Origin of the sequence: Neisseria sp. P0014.S002 (assembly GCF_051958295.1) — a bacterium.
Lineage (GTDB): Bacteria > Pseudomonadota > Gammaproteobacteria > Burkholderiales > Neisseriaceae > Neisseria > Neisseria flavescens_B.
This window is the reverse complement of record NZ_JBQCVO010000003.1, coordinates 81,598-101,264: the sequence shown is the minus strand read 5'-3', so window position 1 is coordinate 101,264 and position 19,667 is coordinate 81,598. Positions and strand designations below refer to the sequence as shown.

Sequence of the window (19,667 nt, the reverse complement as noted above, 5' to 3'; positions counted from 1 at the left end):
TTTGAACAGTATCATGACATATCGGATAAATGCAATGACTATCCGATAGACGGACAAATGTAATGATGGAGAGAAATGGTAAAAGATGGTTTCAAATTTCACTTAAAACGGATGACAGTGATTGTTAAAAGGTTAGATAGAGGGTGTTTGGACAACCTTACAAACTATTACCGACATATCATCATAAACTCTTTGTTTCGCAATTAATTTACGAAACACAGTCAGACGGGACTTATCGTTATCATATTGTTGCCAAATTTTTTCTCTTATTTCTTCTGAAAGGGCGTCACTTAGGCCGTCTGAACAAAGCAGCAGGCTTTCTCCTGTTTTAAGTGTAAGTTCGATATGGCATATTTTGTCTTGGAATTCGGAATAATCTGCTACTAGATAAGAAGAAACGCCGCCATATATGGTTGCGAACCCTTCTTCTTTTTTATCCGACAAACCATCCAGCAATTCGGAGAGTATCGAGTGATCTTGCGTCAGCTGCTTCCATTTTCCTTGTGTATCAATCAAATAGGCACGACTGTCACCTACACTGATGATTTTGGTTTTTCCGGTGGTTTGGTTGATTTCTGCGGCAACAAAAGTGGTTGATGAACCAAAATAATCCTCTGCCAACTCTTGAGATAAAGCGGCTTGTACATGATTGATGGTTTGACGGCTGAGTTGGGCTGTACGGCTTAATAGGTGCATGGCTGATTTGCTGGCTTTTTCGGGACGGTTGCTATTGGAAATACCGTCGGCTATCCCGATGATAAAGCGTGGACGGGTTTCAAGACGTGTTTCAGCGGTTTTGAGTTTATATTGAAACACTTGTTCGCCATTAAAAAGGGCATCTTGGTTGTGCTGTTTATTGCTGCCGATTTGTTGGCAAAAGGTGATTTCGCAAAATTTGTTCATGATTTGTCCATTTGTTGGGTGGAGATTCGCTGCAGGCGTTTCATCGTTTCTAACCCTCCGGATTTACACTTGGGCAATACGTTTGAAATTTGATGATTAAGGATCAAGGCCGTTTGAACAGTTTTCAGACGGCCTTTACTGTGTTTAACCAAGCACTAATTAACTGCTAATTTTGTCATGTTTTAATACATCCATCGAAACCCGAATACACATTTTAAAAGGAAATCAAACATGAAAAAATTCTTATTGACCGTCATCGTTGCTTTGTCAGCTGCTACTGCCGGTGCCAGCGATTACATCGAAAACAAAATCTACAGCGACAAAAACTTCGAGCAAAACCGTGCTAAAGCCGTAAGAATGTTGGAAAAACGCGGCTATCAAGTTCACGATGTTGATGCCGATAGCCGTCGAGGTCAGCCTGTGTTGGAGGTTGAGGCTTTTAAAGATGGCCATGAGTACGACATTGTTTTGTCTTACCCTGATTTGAAAATTATCAAAGAGCGCATCGATTATTAATATTTCGATATAAAGTGGATTGTCGCAGGGCTTTTAGTTCTGCGACAGTTTGCTATTTAGGCATTTAAAGAATGTAAAACAGCATGTAAATTACCTAAAATAAATGAACTAAATATGCTTTTTATTTTCCATTTAATTCAAAGTGTTTGATGTTGGGAGTCATGATATGAGTTTGAATGATTGGAAGGAAGATGGTCAGTCGAGGCTGGTGGGCGACCAAGAAAAGCCTTTAAACGACGGCACAGCTGCCGAATCCCAACAGGATGTTGATTTTTGGGAACGCAAGCAAAACGGCGTTGTTGAAAACGAAGTTGAAGCAGTGGCTGACGAGGTAGAAATTCAGGAAGCAGTAGAAGGTCAGGAAGTGGTTGAACATCCTGAGATGCCGTCTGAAAAAAGTGAGAAGAAAGCCAAACGTAAAAAAGACAAGGCGAAAAAGAAAAAAAATAAAGCCGGGGATTTGAATGCGCCTGATTTGTTGGGTACGAATAAGGGCGTGGAAACCATGTTCCGCAATGCCGTACGCTCGGAGATGGAATTGTTGGCGCTGGCGGCAACCAAAGCGAACATTATGATTTCGCTGAATGGTTTTATTGTTTCTGCTCTGATGATTTCGGGCGCGTTTATTTTTTCATCGTCGCCCGAATTTTTGATTCCGGCCAGCACGTTTATGATTACTGCCGCCGCGTCTATCGTGTTTGCATTGCTTTCTGCTTCGCCGGAACGTATCGGCAAAATGCAGGCGGCGCGTACATGGCTTAAGGATTTTGTCCGCGGCCGTTCTAAGTTGCGGGATTTGAAAACCCGCCTCAGCAGTACTGAAACGCGTTTTTTTGGCGGCAGCCAACCCAATATTTTGATTTATGAAGATCGTGTGAAACTGCAAAAAGATCAATATTGGGAAATGATGCAGGAAATTATGGGCGACCGTAAACAAATCTATGAAAAGATGAGCGACCATCTTTACTGGCTCGGTTTGTTGGCGGATAAACAGTTTAAATACATTAACTTATCTTATGCGGTATTCCGCTGGGGTTTGCTGGCTTCGTTGGCGGCATTTATCGGCGTGAAAACATTGCCGTCATTACTGACGCCTACGGCCAACGACGCGGCAGAGCTGCGTTCGCTGGGTATCAATATGTTTAACGGCGTATTTGAGCCTTCTGCTGTACAACAGCTTCCGGATGGTAAGCTGCTGATCGCGGAAGACGAACCAAACCATGCGTTCAGTATCATCAGCATTGATAAAACCGGCAGGTTTGTGGAAGACGAGGCATTGGATACGCGCGTGATTACCGGTTTCAAACGCCGTCTCAGCGACTTGGAGGCTTTGGCGCGCGATGATGAAGGCTTTATCTACGCGCTGACTTCACATTCGCGCACCCGTAAAGGCAACCGCTCGCCTGACCGTGAACACCTGATGCGCTTTAAAATCCAAGACGGCAATGTATTGGGGCTGACCAGCTACGACAATCTGACGCAGGTTTTGGAAACCGATCACAAGCTGCATGATTTGATTCGCGAGCGAACCAAGGCAGAGGTTTCTTTTGAAGAAATCAATATTGAGGGCATGGCGTTTGATCCGGTGAAAAAACGTCTTGTTTTGGGATTCCGTGATCCTGAGTTCAACAATATGGCTTTAGTTGCATTTATCAGCAATCCGAAAGATGTGTTTGAGCGAAATGCCAAGCCTGAGTTTGATGAAGTGGCCGTAATTGATATTGATGGCGGCGGTATCCGCTCCCTCAACTATGATCCTGTGTTGAAAACCTACGTGATTGCCAATGAAGTGAAGGATGAGAATGGACAGAAATTCTCACAACTGTGGACTTGGAGCGGTAATCCGACCGATGAACCGCAAAAAATCTCTCTGCCTAATCTGCAACACATCACCAATGTTGAAGCCGTTGATTCGATTACCGTTAACGGCAAGCCTCAAATGATTCTGATGGGCGATGAAGGCAATGCTTCGCAGAAAATTACTGCCAAGTATATGTTGGTAGATTACAGTCAATTGGGTAAACAGTAAGTTATCTTGGCTACTGAATAAAAGGCCGTCTGAAACCATAAACTATCGGTTTCAGACGGCCTTTTTGTTTTCAGTAAAACAAGGGATGGGTTTAAATACTCTAATCAATGATGATTAACCCAAAAAGTGGACAAGTTTCAGACGGCCTTCAAACCATTGATGACACGTTTGTAGCAGGTATAAACCAATGCCGTGCAGGCCAGCCACATAAGGATATAGAAAGTCGAATGGAAGCTGCCGGCGATTGCATACCATACGGCTAATGCGCCGATAAAGAATGCGCGGTCGCTTTTGCCGAATGGCCCGTCATAACGACGTCCGTTGCCGTGAACTTGTCCCAAAACGCCGCAAAACTCAGTCATTGCCGCCAGCCAAATAAACAGGGCAATTTGTACGCCGCCGAAGGGCGCGATAAAGGCAAAAGGCAGATACAAAGCAGCATCGGCGACAATATCGGTGATTTCATTCAAATAGCCGCCTAATGCCGATTGTTGACCGAACTCCCGTGCTAACATGCCGTCCATTGCATTCAGTGCCATACGGACAAACAACCAGATCGGTAAAAGCCAGAATAGTGTGGATACACCTGCAAACAATGCTAAAAGCAAACCGATCAAAATGGAAACGGTGCAGGCAAACAGAGTGACTTGATTGGCAGTAATACCTTTTTGATACAGTTGCTTAACCATTGGACGCAACAGGTTTTGAAATTTTGGTTTCAGGGCGTAGATGCTCATAATTATGCTATATAAAAGAAAACGAAGTGCCGTGATTATAGACGAAATCCGTTATAATCCGTCAATCTTCGAATCACGCGGTTCGTAAACCTCCCGCGTTAACAAAACTAGGAATTTACTATGGAAAAACAGCAGGCACTCGTTATTTTTTCGGGCGGGCAGGATTCAACAACCTGCCTGATTCAGGCAATTCAAACATATGGCCGTGAAAATGTGCAGGCCATCACTTTTCAATATGGGCAACGCCACGCCATCGAATTGGAGCGCGCGCGTTGGATTGCCCAAGATTTAGGCGTGAAGCAGACAGTACTCGATTTGAGCTTGATGCAACAGATTACACACAATGCCTTGATGGATGATACGGCATCCATTGAAACAGCTTCAGACGGCCTGCCCAATACATTTGTAGATGGACGTAATGCTTTGTTTTTGCTTTACGCCGCTATTTACGCCAAAGGGCAGGGAATACGCCATATCATTGCCGGCGTGTGTGAAACCGATTTTTCGGGTTATCCCGACTGTCGCGATGTGTTCGTTAAGTCTATGAATGTCACGCTGAATCTGGCCATGGATTACGCTTTTCAAATCCACACGCCCTTGATGTATTTAACCAAAGCGCAAACATGGGCGCTGGCAGATGAAATGGGTGTGTTGGATTACATTTGCGAGCATACGCATACCTGTTATAACGGCGTGGTCGGTGGTTGTCATGAATGCCCAAGCTGTATTTTGCGCGAGCGCGGTTTATCAGAATATTTGGAAAGTAAAAAGGCCGTCTGAATTAAGAGGGGCATCTATTTCCAATATCCAGTTGTACGAAAAGGCCGTCTGAAAAATTCATTTCAGACGGCCTTTGGCTATGTATTTTGTTCTGCTTAGAACAGCAAATCTGCCGGTTCGCTGCTTGCCGGAGTATCTTTCACAGGAGAAGAAGCTGGGGCAGTAGCCGGTTCAGAAGCGGCTTTAGGTGCAGAAGCAGGAGCATCGGCCAGGGTGGTTGCCGGTTTGGCGGCAGGTTTTGCCTGTTTCACCGGAGTTGGGCGAACGCTTTGTTTCGGTTCGGATGCTGCCTTGTTTGTATCATCGGTAGCATCGACTTCGATTTCAGTGCCTTGAGGCAATACCACATCTTTAGCAGGAGCCGGTTTCGGCATGACTTTAGGTTTGCTGTAAGCATCCGTGCCGCTGGTCCATGCCAAAGACTTCAAAGGCGATTTGAGTTTTACGCCTTTGGCGCAGGTCAGACAGTTTGCTGCGCCGGTGCGTCCTTTCAGGATTGCATCCACACGAGCGGCAGGGATGGTTTTACCGTGCGCTTTTGCCCAGGCGGCAATGCTTTTTTTCAGGGCAGCCGTATCAAGGTTTTTCTTGTCATAAGGGTCACGATAGGCAGCCAGCCACAAGTTTTGGTTGGCATCTTCGTTCAGGCTTGCCATCTGGTAGATAACGGAGGCAGGAGAACCTGTTGCAATGGTTTTGGCGAATTCCAATGCATCAGGCGATTTCATGCGCACGCAACCATGGCTGCGGACGCCGGGTACGCTGGCAGGGGCATTGGTGCCGTGGATACCAAGGCTTAATTTAGGGTCGCCAAGACGGACAAATACGGGGCCAAGCGGGTTATTTGGGCCGGCCGGTACGCTTTTTACTCCGTCATTGCGTTCTTTTTGGATGGATTTAGGGATATGCCAAACCGGGTTGTAGGCTTTTGCGCCGATTTTATGTTCGCCCAGGTTGGTTTGGGTCATGGCTTTGCCGACGGCAACAGGATAAATTTTACTTAGTTTGCCGTTGTCGTAGAGGAACAAACGCTGTTGCGTAATATTGATAACGACGTGTTGTCCGGAAGAAGCAGGAGAGACGTCTGGAATAAGTGTGTTTGCAGCAGCGGCTGAAGTTAAAAGGGCGACGGTCAGGCCGAACAGTATTTTTTTCATGTCGTCTTTTTTTATAGGGTTTGAAATGAAAGTTTTTGGCGCATGATACCTGAAACTCTGTGTTTTTGTGAGAAAATATGCGCTTTCGGTATTGGAAGACAGTCAAACGGTCGAGTAGCGGCTGCGTGGCGGAAACGGTATGGGTGTGAAAGAACAGTATCAAAAGACGGAAGTTTTTTCTTTGGATTATGAGGGCAGGGGTGTTGCCAGAGTCGATGGGAAGACTGTATTTATCGGCGGTGCGCTGCCTGGGGAGCGTGTAACGTTTACCATACATAAAGAGAAAAAACAGTTTGCAGAGGCTCAAGTTGAAAAGGTTTTGAAGGCTTCTTCCGAACGTGTCGAGCCAGAGTGTTGCTATTTTGATACATGTGGCGGCTGTTCGCTTCAACATGTTTCTTTTGGAGCGCAAGTTGCATTAAAGCAACGGATTTTGGAAGAGCAGTTGGAACGGATAGGTAAGGTCAAGCCGGAGCTAATTTTACCCCCTTCATATGGTTACTCCTGGTATTATCGCGATAGAGCGCGTTTAAGTGTTTCGATGGATAAGCAAGGCCGTCTGAAACTCGGTTTTCAGGCCAAAAAAAGCCATGATGTCGTCAATATCCGCCATTGCCAGATTTTGCCTAAACATGTGTCCGATAGATTGCCTGATGTCCGTCATTTGCTGCAAAAGCTGCATGATGACGGTGTAAAAGTAAAATTTGTTGAGTTTTATTGCGGAAAAAATGTGACGGTGCTCAACATTCGTTTCGTAAATCAACCGTTTGGACAAATATTAAGCGAATTGCGTAATTGGTTTGATAAGATATTGTCGGGTGCTGAAAAGGCATGGCAAATATGGCTGCAGTATCATGCCGAGTCCTTGCCGTTTTACCCTGAGAATGCGCCTGACCTGAACTATACTTTTGCTCAATTTGATGTGGAAATGCCTTATAAGCCTGGTGATTTTACGCAGATTAATGCTCAGCTGAACGAAGTGATGGTGGCAAGGGCCGTCAGGCTTTTAAACCCTCAAAAAGGGGAGCGGATTGCCGATCTGTTTTGCGGTTTGGGTAATTTCAGTTTGCCGCTGGCAAAAAGTGGCGCATCGGTTGTCGGTATCGAAGGCGTCGATTATTTGGTCGATAGGGCAAGGGAAAATGCACGCCTGAATCGTTGTACCGAGAATATGACGTTTTCTGTTGCAGATTTATTCGATACCGATGAAAAGACTGTTGAGTCGTGGGGACAATTTGACAAGATGTTGCTGGATCCACCGAGAAACGGAGCTTATGCTGTTGTCAAATCACTACACAAACCGTTTTTGCCTCAGAAGATAGTGTATGTTTCGTGTAATCCATCAACATTTGCACGAGATGCCGGTGTCTTGGTTGATAAGGGCTATAAGTTTAAGGCGGTGGGAATCATGAATATGTTTGCACAAACCTCGCATGTTGAATCCATTGGTGTGTTTGAGTTGTAAATTGGTATCAAGTCCTTTATGTAAGTAGGGTTTTTAATGTAAAAATGAGTGCATTCATGTTATCATCATTCGTTTGGGGAATGAATAACGTTGAAGTTGCGTGTAAAGCAACAGATGTTAATAAATGCAGTTTGCAGCACAAGACCGGGAGGTGTTCTTGAACTATCAATTTTTAACTATTTTTTTGCTGGTGCTTTTTTTGCTGGTGTTGGTTTTTGTTCGTCATAAACAAAGTAACAATTCAGACAAACAAAGCGCACATGCATCAAAAAGCAGCCGTACATCTGCTGCTCATACAGCCTCCTCTGAGGATGGAAACGACTGGATTGAGAAAGTCAACCAGACAGTTTCCAATGCGGATAATCAAGACTGGGAATGGGGTGGAAGCGGCTCAAACGATGCAACAGCTTCTGTTTCCGCACAAGAAGTCGATCCGTTGACCGAATATCAGGTTTATAAACAGTTTGGCTATGAGAGCAAAGCAGCGGAGTCTTTGGCCGGTTACCTCAATACTTTGGAAGACGGTGCGCCGGAAAAGCTGGTTCATGAATTAATCGGTTTGAATCTGCGTGTCGGCAATATCGACATGCTGGCGGATACGCTTGAGCGTCATAGTGCTTCCCTTTCTGAAGACAGCGTAGCCGAATACCTGAAAGCCGGTCTGGCTTTGGATTCTACTAACCTGCGCCTGCGTGTTTTTGCCGAGCGTTATCTCGGTTGGAATATGCAGGAAGTGGACCGTCAAATTGGCGACCAAAATGGTTTGGAAGTTGCTTCCGACGAGCATATTGCCTTTGAGAGCGATTCGGTTGAACGCATGGTCGTCCCAGGTATGGGCAAACGTGCGCCTATCGTATTAGGCAAGAAAGATTTTGGTGAAATCAGCCCTGAAGAGATGGGTGCGGTTATTGGTTTTGCCAAACCGGAGCGTAGTGCAAAAATCCTGAAAGACAAGATCAGCTACGAGACTGCTTTGCATCAATACAACAAAGCAATCCAAACTTCTGCGAAGCCTGCTGGTCTCATTATCGATGCCTTGCGTCTGGATTATCAGAACGAAGAAGTAGGGCAGTTTGCCAAGCATCTGTGGAAGCTTTACCACTCTTTGGGTCAATATGGTCGTCAAGTAAAAGAACGTATGCTTGGTTGGGGTTATAGCCTTGGTTATCACGAAATTTTTGATGATTTGGAAAAAGGGCCGTCTGAACAGCAAATTAAAGAGATTGGCTTGAAACGCGGTTATATTCAGCCAAGTTCTTTGCAGATGAAAGCCAAATATCGAGAGTTGGTTCAGAAAGACTCTTCAGTCATCAGTGCCAGCTCTTCACCTGCAGATGAAGCCCTGAAAGAAGTGGAATCTTTGTTGGCCTACGGTCAGTTGGATTTGGCCATCGGTACTTTAGAACAGGCTGTTTTGCAGTATCCTCAAGAATCGCAGTTGTACATTATCTTGTTTGATTTGTACGAACGCGTTGAAGATTGGGGACGTTTGGAACAATTTCTGCGCTTGTTGCGTGAACGTGTTGTCAGTCTGCCTGAAGAGGTTGTCTTGGCAATGAGCCGTCTCTTGCAACGAATGAACCAATATTCAAAAAAATAAGATAATCGTAGAAAGTACGAGTGATGAATAATCATTTACCAAAAATTAAAACCATACGGGTTATGCTACAGGAGATGGGTGAGCAACAGCAGGCGGTATTCCGTATGGCATTTAAAATGCACAATACGACGAATTACGTCATCGTTTCCTCTGATTCTGATGAAAAACCGGACTTGATATTGGTTGATACCGATACTCCGGCAGGTATAGAAGTTTGGAAAGAGTCGAAGAAAACTTATCCGGAAGTACCTGTGGCTATGTTTTCTTCCGAGTTGCCGACAGTAACGACTCCTTATTTGGCTAAGCCGGTCAAATTCGATACCTTGTTTCCTGTTTTGCGCAGCCTGGCTCAAGGCGGCAATGTTTTTGAGCCGTCTGAACAACAAGCGGCTGAAGAGAATAAAAGACAATCAAATTCCGATGGCACAAGAAAAGCAACCATTCGCCGATTTAATCCAAATAAAGGCTTGTTGGGTGCGCTGAAATTTGCCAGTCAAGGACACCAAGATATTGCTGTCTTGCATGAAGGTAAGCCGATATTAATCGTGTTTCCTAGCATCCAGCGAGTACTGTTGACAGTCAGTGCCAACGAGTTGGAGAAATTGTGTAAGAACGATAACTTGGCTGTCGTGTGTAAGGCTGTCCCTGATAATCCTCAATGGAAAGAAAAAGCCAAAGTCACCATTATGTCATGCTTGTGGCAAATGGCTATTTGGACTGCATCAGGCCGTCTGATTTATCCGATGACACCGCAAACTGTCTTTACACTCAAGCGGTGGCCAAACTTAACCCGTTTGGCACATGTTCCGGAATCTATGCGTTTGTCGGCATTTCTGACAAAAACGTCTGTTAATCTGAACATCCTCTATAAAGTCATGCCTTTAGAAATGCCTGATATTTTGAACTATTTATCGGCAACATATATGACAGGCTTTTTGGCGACAGATACAGAGTTTGCAACTGATGCGAACAATACGCCTTCGTTGAACGAACAGATTGATGTGAATAGCAAAGACGTACCTGAAACAGCAATGAGTAAAGAGGCTCAAAAAATTGCCGGTCCGTCGAAAGAACAACCTCGCGGCCTGTTGCAACGCCTGATGCGTAAGTTGCTGGGTAAATCGTAAAGGACACGTCATGAAAGAAAATAAAATTATCTTTACCGGTCCTGTTGGCGTAGGTAAAACCACTGCAATTTCAGCTTTATCTGATGAACCACCGGTTCAAACTGATGCATCCGCATCTGATATGACACTTGTCCGCAAGGGGTACACGACTGTGGCAATGGACTACGGTGTCATTCATTTGGATGAAGAAACCAAGGTTCACCTGTATGGCACGCCTGGTCAGGAGCGTTTTAATTTCATGTGGGAAATTCTAAGCCAAGGCAGTATGGGCTTGGTGCTTCTTTTGGATAATACAAGAAGCAATCCATTGAAAGACTTGCAATTCTTCTTGGATGCATTCCGGGAGTTGCTGAAAAAAGCGCCTTTGGTTGTAGGGGTAACGAAGATGGATATTCGATCCTTACCAAGCGTGGATGTTTATCAAAAATATTTAGCACAGAATAATTTTAATGTACCGGTTTTTGAGATTGATGCGCGTCGAGAAGACGATGTAAAACAATTGGTTACTGCCATGTTGTTCTCAATTGACCCCGGATTAGAGGTATAAGATGGAAGCGACACTCTCTTTACAAGCAAATTTATATCCTAAGATTACACCGGCAGGTGCGTATTATGCTGTTTCAAGTGATACGCCCAGTGCCAGCAGAACTTTATTGTATGGTCTGTTGCGTGCAGAGCCGTCTGAAACCATCAGCAGTGAAAAAATCTTGGCGTGGGCGGATACCAGCGACATCAATACCGCTTTGAACCTACTGTACCGCCTCCAACGCTTGGAATTTTTGTATGGTGATGAAGAAATCAGCACAGACGATATCCATTTGACTGACGAGCAATTGCCTACATTGTTGGAACAGTTGTCCAATTCTGGCAAAGCATTATTGGCTGATGAAAACGGTTTGTATTTTGCCAATGCCAATTTCCATCACGAGGCTGCGGAAGAGTTGGGTCTTTTGGCGAGTGAAGTGGCCAAAATGGAAGACAATCACCGTCTTTTGATTCGCAATAACCTGCATATCAATAATAGTGCATGGGGTATTTGTGATCCTTCAGGCCAAAGTGAATTGACCTTTTTCCCTCTGTATATTGGCATGACCAAGCTGATTTTGGTAATTGGCGGAATGCCTGACTTAAATAAAGAGGCTTTTGTTACTTTGGTTAAAGTGCTGTACCACCGATACGGCAGCCGTTGATTTTTGCCTGACCGATATTTATTTTAGAATGGAGCGACTATGCAACAACTATTAATCTCTGTATTAAGCGATTTGAACAATACCTCGGCTGATATCACTGCTTCTGCAGTTATTTCTACAGACGGCCTGCCGATCGCAACCATGCTGCCTTCACACCTGAATGCAGACCGTGTAGGTGCGATGTCGGCAACGCTTTTGGCATTGGGCAATCGTTCCGTACATGAGTTGGCTTGCGGTGAGTTGGATCAGGTAATGGTTAAAGGTAAAAATGGCTATATTCTGTTGAGTCAAGCAGGTGAAAATGCAGTGTTGGCATTGATGGCAAAAGAAAGCGGTAAATTAGGCTTGATTTTGTTGGATGCGAAACGTGCGGCCAAACAAATTGCTGAAATCTTATAAAAGTTTTATAAATTAAAAGGATATAAAAATATTTTTGTTTTTATATAGATTGTTGCTTGACAAGTTTCTGATATTTTCTATATAATTCCATTTTTAATTCCCCGATAGCTCAGTCGGTAGAGCGACGGACTGTTAATCCGCAGGTCCCTGGTTCGAGCCCAGGTCGGGGAGCCAAATTTTAAAACCACCATGTTACATGGTGGTTTTTATTTTATCTATTGGTTAATATTTTAAGATATTTTGATGATGATTGATTAAATGATTATACTTAATTCATCAGCCTTTATAGGAACAAATTATTAAAGTGCCATCACAACCATCCATGTGAAAAGTGGAAAAGAGTTTTGGAGAACTATAAATCGTAGCAATCCAAAAGATAAAACAATTTATGAAGTAAAATAATTTATGAAAGGTTAAAAATGATTTACTCAGCAAAGCTAAAAAAAATGGATGAAATAATTGAGGAATTTGCATATTTTTCTATAGAAAATAACGATCTATATTGTTTCCTCGATTATTGTCCAATGGCTATTGAAGTAAATAAAGTTTACAATGTGGAACTTGACTATTTCATTGTTGATAAGTTTATATTGGAAGAGGTTAATACAGATGAATCTGTTATTATTCCTTTTGAAAGAATAGGTGATAGTACACAATATAAGATAACAGGTAGGCTAGATGGCAATACATTTACAGCTGGAAATATTTGCTTTGTAGATGATGCTCTTCAATTAAAATATTCTTATTTAGATGGCAGATTAATTACTTTAACTGTATGGAGATTAAATATATCTGTAATTTCTGAAAGTGTATAATCGGGAAAACTTATATTTTCTAAGAAAATTATTGCCTATATAAATCGTGCCGTCTGAAAAGAATCCCAATTTTTCAGACAGCTTGAGACCTTGGCAAAATCCCCTAAATTTCTACCCAGGTATTTAGGGGGGCTTATGAGAATCTTCTTTCAGTAAACCGAACAAGCCATGATCACCAAATACATCGACCGATTCCCTTTGTTAAATCTGAAGAAAGTGATTGATTGACAGCCGTAGTCTGTTTTTAAAAGAAAATATGCTGTCAGACTTTGCCTTTCTTTCGTCAAACTGATAAACTGTTTGCCATTATTTTTGACCGAGGCATAAATTTTTCATGAAAGACGCAGAGCAGAGTAGTTGTTATACCGCTTCTTTCCCTTTATTTATGTCCGAACTTTGGCAGTCTGTCCGTTTTAAGCGGAACGGCTGCCTTTTTGTATTTTAAAGGAACACAATCATTATGGATTTCAGTTGGTTGGCAGAGCCGCATACTTGGATAGGCTTTGCCACGCTTCTGGTTTTGGAAGTTGTTTTAGGTATTGATAACCTTGTTTTCGTAGCGATTTTGGCAAACAAGGTTAGACCGTCGCAACGTGATAGGGCGCGGATAACGGGCTTGGGTTTGGCCGTGGTTATTCGGATTTTCATGCTGGGTTTTATGGCGCACATCATGACGCTGACGCGTCCTTTGTTTGAGCTGGGCGGCTTGGAGATTTCCGGTAAAGATATGATTATGTTTGCCGGCGGTATTTTCCTGCTTTATAAAGCGACTACCGAGCTGCACGAACGCCTTGAAGGCCACAATCAATTTGCTGTTGCTGAAGGGCAGAAGAAGCATTCCGCTTTTTGGGGCGTTGTGGCGCAAATCTTGATTTTGGATGCGGTTTTCTCTATCGATTCTGTCATTACGGCAGTGGCGATGGTGGATCATATTGTGGTGGCAATGGGTGCGGTTGTTGTTGCGATGACTGTGATGATTTCTGCCAGCAAACTGTTGACTGCCTTTGTGGATAAGCATCCGACCGTTGTGATGTTGTGTCTGGGTTTCTTGTTGATGATCGGTTTCAGTCTGATCGCGGAAGCCTTCCATTTCCATATTCCGAAAGGCTATTTGTATGCGGCGATCGGCTTCTCGATTTTGATCGAACTGTTTAATCAGGTTTCTCAAAAGAATGCCCGCAAAAATGACTACATCAGCACTTCTTGGCGTAAGCGCACTGCTGAAAATGTGTTGGGTATGATGGGTGTCCGCGAAAGCATTTTGGCAAAAGCAGGCGATAATGGCGGCGATGACGAGCATTTTGAAGAAAACGAAAAATCCATGATTCGCAGCGTGCTGACTTTGGCGGAGCGTCCGATTATGGGCGTGATGATTCCGCGTCGGGAAATTGAGAAATTGGATATTTCCCAAAGTCGGGAAGAACAAAATACGCAGTTGAAAAATACGCCGTATAGCCGGTTGTTGGTTGTCGGTAAGGCGGGTGTAGATGAGCCTTTGGGCTATATCAGTAAAAAAGATTTGCTAAACCAGCTGCTTGAATCGGGAGAAATCAATATTCAGACGGCCTTGCGCCAGCCATTGATTTTGCCGGACAGTACGACGGCGTTGAATGCGATTGAATTGTTCCGTCAAAGTAGCGCGGATTATGCGTTGGTGGTGGATGAATTTGGCGCGGTGTTGGGTATGGTGACCATGAAAGATTTGTTGGAAACCATTGCCGGTGAGTTCCCCGAAGAGTTTGAGCGTGAGGAAGAAGAAGCTGTTCCGGCCAGTCAGGATGAAACACTGTCTGTGGATGGTGCATTGGAGTATGTAGAATTGGCTTCTCAATTAAATCTGCCTGCTCAAGAGGAAGATGCGGACTTCCATACCGTTGCCGGCTTGATTATGGAAGAATTGCAAAGTATTCCTGATGTGGGCGACTTCATCGATTATCATGGTTGGCGTTTTGAAGTGGTTGAGAAGGACGGACAACGGATTGCCCGTGTAAAAATCAATCGTTTGCCGGAAGAAGAATAAGTAAAGGCTAATATAGTAAAGGCCGTCTGAAAATGTTCAGACGGCCTTTTTATTTATTCAACTTTAGTTGCCGTAATGTCCCGAACCTAAGATTCGGTGTGAATGTGCGCCGGTTGCATGGTGGGGATTGCTCGGAACTTGATTGCACCAACAGGCTGCAAGCCAGGCGAAAGCGGCGGCTTCGACCCATTGTGGGTCAAGATGGAGCTTGGCTGTGCTGTGCAATTTGGTGTCGGGAGAAAACAGGGTTTCCAAGTCTTGCATCAAAACCGGATTGCGGATGCCGCCGCCGCAGATATAAAGATGATGAATTGCCGGAGCAGCTTGTTTGGTCGCATCAAAAATGGTTTGTGCAGTATAAAAGACCAATGTGCGTATCACATCTTCCGGCTTTTCATTACCTTTCAGACGGCCTTGAAGCCAGCTTAGGGAAAACAATTCTCGGCCTGTACTTTTCGGATGAGGGCGGCTGAAGTAAGGATGGTCGAGTAGGGAAGCGAGCAGGTCTGGGAGGACTTTGCCTTGTGCGGCTTTTTCCCCGTTTTTGTCGTAAGGCTGTCGCCAAATATGTTGCATCCATGCATCCATCAGCATATTGCCGGGGCCGGTATCGAAGCCGAAAGAAGGGCTGTCGGGCGGAAGAATGCTGATATTGGAAATGCCGCCAATGTTGAGTACGGCGCGAGTTTCATTTGCATCTTGAAACAACGCTTCATGAAAAGCGGGGACGAGGGGCGCACCTTGACCGTTGCAGGCAAGGTCGCGACTGCGGAAGTCGCCGACCGTGAAAATGCCGGTTAGTTCGGCTAATAGGGGGAGGTTGACCAGTTGAATGCTGTAACCGTGTTCAGGCGCATGGCGGATGGTTTGTCCGTGGCAGCCGATCGCGGCAATGTCTTTGGCTGATAGGTTTTGTTCTGCCAATAGTCGTTGAACGGTTTGGGCGTATAGGTGGCTGAGTGTTTGCGCCAGGATATTGCTTCTGTGCAATTCATTTTCGCCTATGTCTTGCAGTGCCAATAATTCTTGGCGCAGGCCGTCTGAATAGGGTAGAAAGCTGTGGGCAACGGCTCGTTGCCATTGCTTGCCCTGCATTTGAATCAGTACGGCATCGGCACCGTCCATGCTGGTTCCTGACATGATGCCGATATAGTATTGGGGTTGCATTTCGGTTACAGAAAGAGAAGGTAAAACGACATTTTAACGCCTTTTGACGTTTTTACGGGAATTTCGGCATTTAATGTAAATAGTTGGTGCAAGAAAGATTACAAAAAGGTTAAAATAACGCGACTCAACATGTTTTCCAAAAGGAAACTTTCCATGGCTCAAACTCAGTCGAGTGCGAACTTGAAGCTGATTAATACGGTTTTTGCCGCTATGCTTGTGAGCATGGTCGGCTATTTTATTTATTGGGGCCTGGGTTATACCCACTACAACCACTCCGGCCTGTTTATCCTTGCTACCTTTTTCGGCGTCTTCATGGCGTTTAATGTGGGTGGTAACGATATTGCCAACTCTTTCGGTACAAGTGTCGGCTCCGGCACATTGACTATTCCGCAAGCTTTGCTGATTGCGGCAGTATTTGAAGTCAGTGGCGCAGTGATTGCCGGCGGCGAGGTAACAGATACCATCCGTAAGGGTATTGTCGATTTGAATGGCATGCATCTGGATCCGATGCAGTTTGTCTTTATTATGATGTCTGCGCTTTTGGCTGCGGCATTGTGGCTGCTTTTCGCATCACGCAAAGGCCTGCCGGTTTCCACGACACATGCCATTATCGGCGGTATCGTCGGTAGTGCCTTGTGTATGGCGGCATTGAACGGTGTGGATTCCGTTGCGCTGATTCAATGGGACAAGTTGGGCGAAATTGCCTTGTCTTGGATTTTGTCTCCGGTATTGGGCGGCATCGTTTCTTATCTGTTGTTTTCACGAATTAAGAAAAACGTTTTGGACTACAACTCTTGGGCCGATAATACGCTCAAAGGCATCAAGTTGGAGAAGAAAGCCTATAAAGAAGAACACCGCCTGTTTTTTGAAGCCTTGAGTGAATCTGAAAAAGTCGAATACGCCACCAAAATGGCGCACGATGCCCAAATTTATGATGAGCCGGACTTTGATCCTGAAGAATTGCAGTCTGAGTATTATCGCGGTCTGCACCGCTTTGACAGCCGTAAGGGCGAAGTAGATTCTTATAAAGCCCTGCATTCCTGGGTGCCGTTTATCGCTTCTGTCGGCGGTATGATGATTGCGGCCATGTTGATTTTCAAAGGTCTGAAAAATCTGCATTTGGGCATGAGCAATGTCAACAGCTTCCTGACCATTTTCATGATCGGCGCGGCTATTTGGATGGGTACGTTTGTATTTGCCAAAAGTTTGAAACGCAAAGATTTGGATAAATCGACCTTCCAAATGTTCTCATGGATGCAGGTATTTACCGCTTGCGGTTTCGCATTCAGCCATGGTGCGAACGATATTGCCAATGCGATTGGTCCGTTTGCCGCGATTATGGATGTGTTGCGTACCAACAGCATTACTGCTCAAAACGCCGTACCGCCGATCGCCATGTTGACTTTCGGTATCGCTTTGATCGTCGGCTTATGGTTTGTCGGTAAAGAAGTGATTAAAACCGTAGGTACCAGCTTGGCAGAAATGCACCCCGCGTCAGGCTTCTCAGCCGAGCTTTCTGCTGCCGCCGTCGTGATGGCCGCATCATTTATGGGCTTGCCTGTTTCCAGTACCCATATCTTGGTGGGTGCAGTTTTGGGTATCGGCTTGGTTAACCGCAATGCCAACTGGAAATTGATGAAACCGATCGGCCTTGCTTGGGTTATTACCTTGCCTGCCGCTGCCGTTTTGTCTGTTGTCAGCTATTTGGTTTTGCAAGCAGTGTTTTAATTGATTATTTGATTTAAAAAGGCCGTCTGAAAGATATTTCAGACGGCCTTTATTTATGTTCATTAAAAGGAGATTTTAGTTTGCTTTAATGTCGAACAAATAATGTTGTTCAATATTTGAACTGATACAAGAATAATCAAGGTAATAGAGAAATACCTTATTGGGAATATCTTAGAAAAAATTTTTGGTTTCAAAACTTGGAGTAGTGAGGCAAACAAAACTATTTTTAATCAGTCCACTATAAGGGTAAGGCAATAAAAAAGCCCCAATTCATCGACGTTTAAGTGTCGTATTGAACCAGGGTTTTTTCTATTTAGCATGAGCCTTATCAGGCCGTCTGAACATTATTCAGCAGCTTCGTTGGTCTCAGCTTGCACAGGAGCCGTTTCTGCTTCAGCGGTAGCCTTAGCGGCTTGACGTTCGGCTTGTGCAGCCAATGCCTGTTGAACGGCTGGGTGTTGTTGGGCGATGGTTTGTTCTTCTGCGCTGACTTCGCCTTTGAAGCGGTTGTTCAAGTCAAAACGTTTGCCGCCGCGAGCCAGGGCTTTCAGATAACGTGGACGGCGGCAGTGGTTGGCCAGTACGCGTGCAATCAGTGCAGGGTCGTATTGGGGCAGGGCGGCAACCAAGTCTTGGTCGATACCGACGGCCAACGGTTTGAATCGTTTGAATACATCATATTTGCCGTAGATGTGGTCGGCAATCATGTCTGTCTGTTTTTTCTTGCTCATGGTTTGGACGGCAGATTTCAGCGCAGCGCCCAAAGCGGTTTCTTGTGCCATTGCGGTTGTATTCCTCTAATATAAATCCGTATTTTCGTCATACGGCAATAAGGTGCTATTGTAGTATAAAGACTGTGATTTGGCTAAATTTTTCTGAGAATATTCAGAAGTAAACGGTTATTTTTCCAGTTTGGCAATGTCCGGTGTATTAACCCGAACATCGGCATTTTGCGCACGATGGCGTAAGGCGTGGTCAATCAATACCAAGGCCAGCATGGCTTCTGCAATCGGAGCGGCGCGTAGGCCGACGCAGGGGTCGTGTCGGCCGTGTGTGGCAAGCTCGACAGGGTTGCCCTCTATATCAATGCTGCGACGCGGTGTAGCGATGGAACTGGTCGGTTTGATGGCAATATTCACATGAATGTCTTGTCCGGTGCTGATGCCGCCCAAGATGCCGCCTGAGTGGTTGGATAGAAAACCTTGAGGCGTGAGCTCGTCGCCATGCTCGCTGCCGCGTTGCGTTACGCTATCAAAACCTGCACCGATTTCAACGCCTTTGACGGCATTAATGCCCATCATGGCATAGGCAATTTCTGCATCGAGGCGGTCAAAAACCGGTTCGCCCAAGCCGACAGGGACGTTGGCTGCTTCGATATGAAGTTTTGCGCCGACAGAATCCAATGATTTGCGCACGCTGTCCATATAGTTTTCCAAGTCCTCAATTTGGCTTTGGTTTGCTGCAAAAAAAGGATTTTGGGAAATATATTCGTAACCTTCAAATTGGATTTCTTTTTCGCCGACTTGGGTAACGTAGGCGGTGATTTCCGTGCCGAATTTTTCTTTCAGCCATTTTTTAGCGACTGCTCCGGCAGCAACGCGGGCAGCAGTTTCGCGGGCGGAACTTCTACCGCCGCCGCGATAGTCGCGTGTACCGTATTTGTGCCAGTAGGTGTAATCGGCATGTCCGGGGCGGAAACTGGTGGCGATATTGCCATAGTCTTTGCTGCGTTGGTCGGTGTTGCGGATTAGGAGGGCGATAGGTGTACCGGTGGTTTTACCTTCGAATATGCCGGAGAGGATTTCGACTTGGTCGGCTTCGCGGCGTTGGGTAACGTGGCGGCTGGTGCCGGGTTTGCGGCGGTCAAGATCAAGCTGGATATCTGCTTCGCTCAATTCTAATCCGGGCGGGCAGCCGTCAATGATGCAGCCCAAGCCTGCGCCGTGGCTTTCGCCGAAAGTGGTAACGGTAAAGATTTGTCCGAAGGTATTGCCTGCCATAGGGATACTCTTTTGAAATTGGGTTTGGAAATTT

General features: G+C 45.1%; 18 protein-coding genes, 1 tRNA gene and 1 riboswitch. Of the genes, 13 read left to right on the top strand and 6 right to left on the bottom strand.

Annotation, left to right across the window (positions count from 1 at the left end; genetic code table 11):
- Window positions 1-132 precede the first annotated feature (132 nt).
- On the bottom strand, window positions 133-903 hold the full coding sequence (locus ACTHSX_RS04910; RefSeq protein WP_440376985.1) for a PP2C family protein-serine/threonine phosphatase: 771 nt from the start codon (window positions 901-903) through the stop codon (window positions 133-135).
- Between the two features lie 231 nt (window positions 904-1,134).
- On the opposite strand from ACTHSX_RS04910, the gene ACTHSX_RS04905 reads away from it, so the two are divergent.
- Together ACTHSX_RS04905 and ACTHSX_RS04900 are read left to right on the top strand one after the other, a co-directional pair.
- The gene (locus tag ACTHSX_RS04905) at window positions 1,135-1,419 is read left to right on the top strand and encodes a PepSY domain-containing protein (protein ID WP_440376986.1); all 285 of its coding nucleotides are present in this window, start codon (window positions 1,135-1,137) and stop codon (window positions 1,417-1,419) included.
- Window positions 1,420-1,801: 382 nt separating this feature from the next.
- Window positions 1,802-3,448: a Pycsar system effector family protein gene (locus tag ACTHSX_RS04900; RefSeq protein ID WP_440377037.1), complete on the top strand. Its 1,647-nt coding sequence runs from the start codon at window positions 1,802-1,804 to the stop codon at window positions 3,446-3,448.
- Between the two features lie 137 nt (window positions 3,449-3,585).
- On the opposite strand, the gene ACTHSX_RS04895 is transcribed toward ACTHSX_RS04900, so the two are convergent.
- Window positions 3,586-4,185: a CDP-alcohol phosphatidyltransferase family protein gene (locus tag ACTHSX_RS04895; RefSeq protein ID WP_440376987.1), complete on the bottom strand. Its 600-nt coding sequence runs from the start codon at window positions 4,183-4,185 to the stop codon at window positions 3,586-3,588.
- Between the two features lie 71 nt (window positions 4,186-4,256).
- Window positions 4,257-4,302: riboswitch (PreQ1 riboswitch) on the top strand.
- Window positions 4,303-4,305: 3 nt separating this feature from the next.
- Between ACTHSX_RS04895 and queC the strand changes: the two genes are divergently transcribed.
- A complete protein-coding gene (queC, locus tag ACTHSX_RS04890; protein ID WP_101755882.1) occupies window positions 4,306-4,965 on the top strand; it encodes a 7-cyano-7-deazaguanine synthase QueC in 660 nt (219 codons plus the stop codon).
- A 95-nt stretch (window positions 4,966-5,060) separates the two neighbouring features.
- On the opposite strand, the gene ACTHSX_RS04885 is transcribed toward queC, so the two are convergent.
- Window positions 5,061-6,122, bottom strand: a complete 1,062-nt coding sequence (locus tag ACTHSX_RS04885) for a L,D-transpeptidase (protein ID WP_440376988.1) — start codon at window positions 6,120-6,122, stop codon at window positions 5,061-5,063.
- A 139-nt stretch (window positions 6,123-6,261) separates the two neighbouring features.
- Between ACTHSX_RS04885 and rlmD the strand changes: the two genes are divergently transcribed.
- The 9 genes from rlmD (at window position 6,262) to ACTHSX_RS04840 (ending at window position 14,738) form a co-directional block, all read left to right on the top strand.
- Window positions 6,262-7,587, top strand: a complete 1,326-nt coding sequence (gene rlmD, locus ACTHSX_RS04880) for a 23S rRNA (uracil(1939)-C(5))-methyltransferase RlmD (protein WP_440376989.1) — start codon at window positions 6,262-6,264, stop codon at window positions 7,585-7,587.
- A 124-nt stretch (window positions 7,588-7,711) separates the two neighbouring features.
- Window positions 7,712-9,187, top strand: coding sequence for a 23S rRNA methyltransferase (locus tag ACTHSX_RS04875; RefSeq protein WP_440376990.1), 1,476 nt, complete (start codon window positions 7,712-7,714; stop codon window positions 9,185-9,187).
- A gap of 23 nt (window positions 9,188-9,210) precedes the next feature.
- Window positions 9,211-10,314, top strand: coding sequence for a response regulator (locus tag ACTHSX_RS04870; RefSeq protein ID WP_440376991.1), 1,104 nt, complete (start codon window positions 9,211-9,213; stop codon window positions 10,312-10,314).
- A gap of 10 nt (window positions 10,315-10,324) precedes the next feature.
- A complete protein-coding gene (locus tag ACTHSX_RS04865; RefSeq protein ID WP_003748733.1) occupies window positions 10,325-10,861 on the top strand; it encodes a GTP-binding protein in 537 nt (178 codons plus the stop codon).
- Between the two features lies 1 nt (window position 10,862).
- A complete protein-coding gene (locus tag ACTHSX_RS04860; RefSeq protein ID WP_003679679.1) occupies window positions 10,863-11,504 on the top strand; it encodes a hypothetical protein in 642 nt (213 codons plus the stop codon).
- 39 nt (window positions 11,505-11,543) lie between these two features.
- Window positions 11,544-11,903, top strand: coding sequence for a roadblock/LC7 domain-containing protein (locus ACTHSX_RS04855; protein ID WP_003679682.1), 360 nt, complete (start codon window positions 11,544-11,546; stop codon window positions 11,901-11,903).
- A 98-nt stretch (window positions 11,904-12,001) separates the two neighbouring features.
- A tRNA-Asn gene (locus ACTHSX_RS04850) sits at window positions 12,002-12,077 on the top strand.
- Window positions 12,078-12,322: 245 nt separating this feature from the next.
- The gene (locus tag ACTHSX_RS04845; protein ID WP_188209919.1) at window positions 12,323-12,718 is read left to right on the top strand and encodes a hypothetical protein; all 396 of its coding nucleotides are present in this window, start codon (window positions 12,323-12,325) and stop codon (window positions 12,716-12,718) included.
- A gap of 460 nt (window positions 12,719-13,178) precedes the next feature.
- Complete coding sequence (locus ACTHSX_RS04840) at window positions 13,179-14,738, top strand: TerC family protein (RefSeq protein WP_440376992.1); 1,560 nt, start codon at window positions 13,179-13,181, stop codon at window positions 14,736-14,738.
- A gap of 63 nt (window positions 14,739-14,801) precedes the next feature.
- On the opposite strand, the gene ACTHSX_RS04835 is transcribed toward ACTHSX_RS04840, so the two are convergent.
- Window positions 14,802-15,905 (bottom strand): anhydro-N-acetylmuramic acid kinase, encoded by a 1,104-nt coding sequence (locus tag ACTHSX_RS04835; RefSeq protein WP_440376993.1) that lies wholly within the window; start codon window positions 15,903-15,905, stop codon window positions 14,802-14,804.
- A 153-nt stretch (window positions 15,906-16,058) separates the two neighbouring features.
- Here ACTHSX_RS04835 and ACTHSX_RS04830 point away from each other — a divergent pair, with 153 nt between their 5' ends.
- Window positions 16,059-17,633 (top strand): inorganic phosphate transporter, encoded by a 1,575-nt coding sequence (locus tag ACTHSX_RS04830; RefSeq protein ID WP_070584891.1) that lies wholly within the window; start codon window positions 16,059-16,061, stop codon window positions 17,631-17,633.
- Window positions 17,634-17,977: 344 nt separating this feature from the next.
- Here ACTHSX_RS04830 and ACTHSX_RS04825 read toward each other — a convergent pair whose 3' ends face one another.
- Together ACTHSX_RS04825 and aroC are read right to left on the bottom strand one after the other, a co-directional pair.
- Window positions 17,978-18,415 carry a ProQ/FINO family protein gene (locus ACTHSX_RS04825; protein WP_063075611.1) on the bottom strand — a complete coding sequence of 146 codons (438 nt, stop codon included), beginning with the start codon at window positions 18,413-18,415 and terminating at the stop codon, window positions 17,978-17,980.
- A gap of 117 nt (window positions 18,416-18,532) precedes the next feature.
- Window positions 18,533-19,633, bottom strand: a complete 1,101-nt coding sequence (aroC, locus tag ACTHSX_RS04820) for a chorismate synthase (RefSeq protein ID WP_440376994.1) — start codon at window positions 19,631-19,633, stop codon at window positions 18,533-18,535.
- Window positions 19,634-19,667: the final 34 nt, after the last annotated feature.

Coding starts and splice junctions, on each gene's coding strand:
- ACTHSX_RS04845 (WP_188209919.1), top strand. CDS start 12,323: ATGATTTACTCAGCAAAGCTAAAAAAAATGGATGAAATAATTGAGGAA.
- ACTHSX_RS04835 (WP_440376993.1), bottom strand. CDS start 15,905: ATGCAACCCCAATACTATATCGGCATCATGTCAGGAACCAGCATGGAC.
- ACTHSX_RS04910 (WP_440376985.1), bottom strand. CDS start 903: ATGAACAAATTTTGCGAAATCACCTTTTGCCAACAAATCGGCAGCAAT.
- rlmD (WP_440376989.1), top strand. CDS start 6,262: ATGGGTGTGAAAGAACAGTATCAAAAGACGGAAGTTTTTTCTTTGGAT.
- ACTHSX_RS04840 (WP_440376992.1), top strand. CDS start 13,179: ATGGATTTCAGTTGGTTGGCAGAGCCGCATACTTGGATAGGCTTTGCC.
- ACTHSX_RS04870 (WP_440376991.1), top strand. CDS start 9,211: ATGAATAATCATTTACCAAAAATTAAAACCATACGGGTTATGCTACAG.
- aroC (WP_440376994.1), bottom strand. CDS start 19,633: ATGGCAGGCAATACCTTCGGACAAATCTTTACCGTTACCACTTTCGGC.
- ACTHSX_RS04855 (WP_003679682.1), top strand. CDS start 11,544: ATGCAACAACTATTAATCTCTGTATTAAGCGATTTGAACAATACCTCG.
- ACTHSX_RS04865 (WP_003748733.1), top strand. CDS start 10,325: ATGAAAGAAAATAAAATTATCTTTACCGGTCCTGTTGGCGTAGGTAAA.
- ACTHSX_RS04875 (WP_440376990.1), top strand. CDS start 7,712: ATGCAGTTTGCAGCACAAGACCGGGAGGTGTTCTTGAACTATCAATTT.
- ACTHSX_RS04900 (WP_440377037.1), top strand. CDS start 1,802: ATGCCGTCTGAAAAAAGTGAGAAGAAAGCCAAACGTAAAAAAGACAAG.
- ACTHSX_RS04905 (WP_440376986.1), top strand. CDS start 1,135: ATGAAAAAATTCTTATTGACCGTCATCGTTGCTTTGTCAGCTGCTACT.
- ACTHSX_RS04885 (WP_440376988.1), bottom strand. CDS start 6,122: ATGAAAAAAATACTGTTCGGCCTGACCGTCGCCCTTTTAACTTCAGCC.
- ACTHSX_RS04830 (WP_070584891.1), top strand. CDS start 16,059: ATGGCTCAAACTCAGTCGAGTGCGAACTTGAAGCTGATTAATACGGTT.
- ACTHSX_RS04860 (WP_003679679.1), top strand. CDS start 10,863: ATGGAAGCGACACTCTCTTTACAAGCAAATTTATATCCTAAGATTACA.
- queC (WP_101755882.1), top strand. CDS start 4,306: ATGGAAAAACAGCAGGCACTCGTTATTTTTTCGGGCGGGCAGGATTCA.
- ACTHSX_RS04825 (WP_063075611.1), bottom strand. CDS start 18,415: ATGGCACAAGAAACCGCTTTGGGCGCTGCGCTGAAATCTGCCGTCCAA.
- ACTHSX_RS04895 (WP_440376987.1), bottom strand. CDS start 4,185: ATGAGCATCTACGCCCTGAAACCAAAATTTCAAAACCTGTTGCGTCCA.